This is a genomic window from Trebonia sp. (assembly GCF_049794275.1).
Lineage (GTDB): Bacteria > Actinomycetota > Actinomycetes > Streptosporangiales > Streptosporangiaceae > Trebonia.
Window position 1 is genome coordinate 1 of record NZ_JBARCR010001072.1, and the last position, 3,008, is coordinate 3,008.

The following is a 3,008-nucleotide window of genomic DNA, read 5'->3' on the forward strand; positions in this document are numbered from 1 at the left end:
GGCCAGGCCCGGGAGATCGCCGAGGCGATCGAGGCCGAGCAGAACCTCATACTCGGCGGGGTGATGGCCATCGCCCCGCTCGGCGCGGACCCCGCGCGGGCGTTCGCCCCGCTGCGTCCCTGCTCCCTCGCGGTGCGGGCGGTCAACCCGGCGGCGGCGATCATTTCGGCCGGCATGAGCGGCGACCTGGAGGCCGCCATCGGAAATGGCGCGACACACGTGCGAATTGGTACGGCGTTGCTCGGAGCCAGAAGGCCTCTCGTCCGGTAATGTCCGTCGCGTAAGGCGTTCCAGCGGCCTTTTTTGAGCACGCCGCGACGCGGGGCTGAGGCATGACGGAGGACTGACGGATGGCCAGCGCGATGCGCAAGATGGCGGTCTACCTTGGCCTCGTGGAAGACGATCGCCGGTATGCCGAGAACTACGAGGCGTACGACGAGTACGACGACTACGACGAGCCGGCCGACGCGGTAGAGCCGGCGGCGCCCGCGCCCCCGCCCTCGCCCTCGTCCTCGTCCTCGTCCTCGCGGGCCGATTACGCGGGATACCCGACCGATCACCGAATCGAGACGGTTCCGCCGCAGCAGGTCGAGCTCGCCAGGATCACCACACTGCATCCACGCACGTACAATGAGGCTCGGAACATCGGTGAGCACTTCCGCGACGGCACTCCGGTGATCATGAACTTGACCGAGATGGTCGACAGTGACGCACGGCGGCTTGTCGACTTCGCGGCGGGATTGATCTTCGGTTTGCGGGGGTCCATCGATAAGGTGACGAACAAGGTTTTCCTCCTCTCCCCGGCTAACGTCGAGGTGACGGCGGAAGACAAGGCCCGCATCGCGGAGCGGGGTTTCTTCAACCAGAGCTAACGGACGTGTAGTGATCAAGTGACAGCGAACAGCATCCGGAGCGGCGCTCACCCGCGACGCCAGCGGAGGCCGCTGGGCACGGGACGGGTGATGTGATGCAGCTCCTGAAAGTCGTCCTCACCTACGTGCTGTCGATCTACCTCGTGGTGCTTGTCGGCCGGATGATCATCGGCTGGATTCAGGTTTTCGCGAGGTCATGGCGGCCGACGGGGGTCGTTCTGGTGCTGGCTGAGGGGATTTTCACAGCCACCGATCCACCACTGAAATTCCTGCGTCGCTACATCCCGCCCCTCCGGATCGGTACAGTAGCCATGGATCTCAGTTACATCGTGCTGTTCATCGTGGTACTGATTTTGCTGCAGGTAGCCGTCCCCGCGCTGTAGAACCATGTACCGTTGCTGATCAAGTACGGTGCTGAGAACTTAGGTACGGTGCTGGGGAACGCAGCCAAGCGCGCCGAGGAGACCAAGAGATGCCGCTGACGCCCGCGGATGTGCGGAACAAGCAGTTCAGTACGACCAGGCTTAGGCCCGGCTACGACGAGGAAGAGGTTGATGCCTTCCTTGACGAGGTTGAGGCTGAGCTAGACCGGCTGATCCAGGAGAACGAAGAGCTCCGGGCGAAGCTGGCCGAAGTGTTGCGCGGTGGCGGGAAGCCTGCCGGCATTCCGGCCTTGAGCTCCCCATTGTCCGATCCTAAGGACATGATGATGCCGGAGCCGCCGCCGGAGCGCAGGCAGCCGGAGCCCATGATGATGGACCGGATGCGCCACCCGGTCGAGGACAACATGGACACGGCCGCCCGCGTGCTGTCGCTGGCCCAGCAGACCGCCGACCAGGCGATCGCCGACGCCCGCCGGGAGGCCGACGAGACCCTCGGCCGCGCGCGCCGCGAGGCTGACGAGGTGCTCACCAAGGCCCGGCGCCAGGCGGAGCAGATCACCGGCGACGCCAGGGCGCGCGCCGAGAGCCTGGAGCGGGACGCCCAGGAGCGGCACCGTCAGGCGATGGGTTCGCTTGTTCAGCAGCGTGAGGAGCTTGAGCGCCGGGTCGACGACCTGCGCGCCTTTGAGCGGGAGTACCGCAGCAGGCTGAAGGCGTACCTGGAGGGCCAGCTTCGCGACCTGGAGGCCGGCGTGACCGACAGCGGCACGTTCCCCGCCGTGTCGTCGCCGAGCGCTCCGCAGCTTCCCGCTGGCGTCGGACAGCCCGCGATCCGCAACGGCGGGGGAGCAGCGCCCACCGCCGCGCAGTATGCCGTCCCCGAGCACGCGGGCTACCGCCCAGACGGCCGCTGACCCGAGTAGCCAGCACCTCCGGCGCGCCCGGACACGAGGAGATGACAGGTGATCCGGTTCAGCGCCGCGCTGGTTGCTGTCGCCGTCGGCGTCCTTGTCGCCGGGGTGGTCACGAGCAAGCTGCTGTTCGTCTACGTGGCGATCGGGGTAAGCGCGGCCGCGCTGGTCGTGCTCGCCATCGGGGTGGTGCTCAGGCGCGCGGAACTGTTCGGGGAACCGGAGGTGTCACCGGGCCCCGCCGCCGCGGGCGCGAGCGCGGAGGAATCGCGACTTCCCAGTCAAAATCAGGTTCTCCCGAACGGACGCGGGGATTCTCCCGACGCCCCGGTTCCTGCCGGGAGTTCCGCTGCCTTCCCCATCGGGCAGTTCCCGCCTGACGCCGGCAACTCCAGGGACGCGGTCCGGGCAGCCGCGCAGGGGGGGCAGCAAGGGGGTCAGGGGACGCCAGGATTCGGCCCGTCCGGATACGGCCAGCCCCAGCCCGCCTTCGGCCAGGGCCCCCAGGGCGCGCCATCCGGCAGGGAGACCCAGCCCGGTCAGCCCCAGCCGGCCTTCGGCCAGGCCGCGTTCGGCCAGCCCGCCCAAGGCGCCCAGCCCGGCAGGGAGGCACAGCCCGGCCGCGAGGCACCGGCCAGGGAGCCGGCCGCCAGAGGCGACTGGGCCGCCAGGAACGCCCCTGCGCAGGACACCCCGGCCTGGAGCCCTCCGGGACGGGAGAAAGCCGCCCCCTGGGATACCCCGGCGCGGGACAGCGCAGCACGGGAAGCCTCTTCCTGGGATGCCCCCGGTCGGGAAGCCGCGGCCTGGAACGCCCCGGCCTGGGATGCTCCGCCGCGGGA

4 protein-coding genes and 1 pseudogene are annotated in these 3,008 nt (G+C 68.9%); all 5 read left to right on the top strand.

The annotated features are described in order from the left end of the window. Positions 1-270 (top strand): alanine racemase (locus WA805_RS26810; RefSeq protein WP_425243731.1); only part of this gene is annotated, 270 nt, incomplete at its 5' end. 80 nt (positions 271-350) lie between these two features. Beyond that, complete coding sequence (locus tag WA805_RS26815) at positions 351-872, top strand: cell division protein SepF (protein ID WP_424558961.1); 522 nt, start codon at positions 351-353, stop codon at positions 870-872. Between the two features lie 95 nt (positions 873-967). Then, positions 968-1,255, top strand: coding sequence for a YggT family protein (locus WA805_RS26820; protein WP_422281760.1), 288 nt, complete (start codon positions 968-970; stop codon positions 1,253-1,255). An 89-nt stretch (positions 1,256-1,344) separates the two neighbouring features. Next, positions 1,345-2,169, top strand: a complete 825-nt coding sequence (locus WA805_RS26825) for a DivIVA domain-containing protein (protein ID WP_422281758.1) — start codon at positions 1,345-1,347, stop codon at positions 2,167-2,169. Positions 2,170-2,217: 48 nt separating this feature from the next. Then, positions 2,218-3,008, top strand: a pseudogene (locus WA805_RS26830) (hypothetical protein); the annotation flags it as partial.

Bases quoted from the DNA above. Each gene is read 5' to 3' on its own strand.
- WA805_RS26815 (WP_424558961.1), top strand. From the start codon at position 351: ATGGCCAGCGCGATGCGCAAGATGGCGGTCTACCTTGGCCTCGTGGAA.
- WA805_RS26820 (WP_422281760.1), top strand. From the start codon at position 968: ATGCAGCTCCTGAAAGTCGTCCTCACCTACGTGCTGTCGATCTACCTC.
- WA805_RS26825 (WP_422281758.1), top strand. From the start codon at position 1,345: ATGCCGCTGACGCCCGCGGATGTGCGGAACAAGCAGTTCAGTACGACC.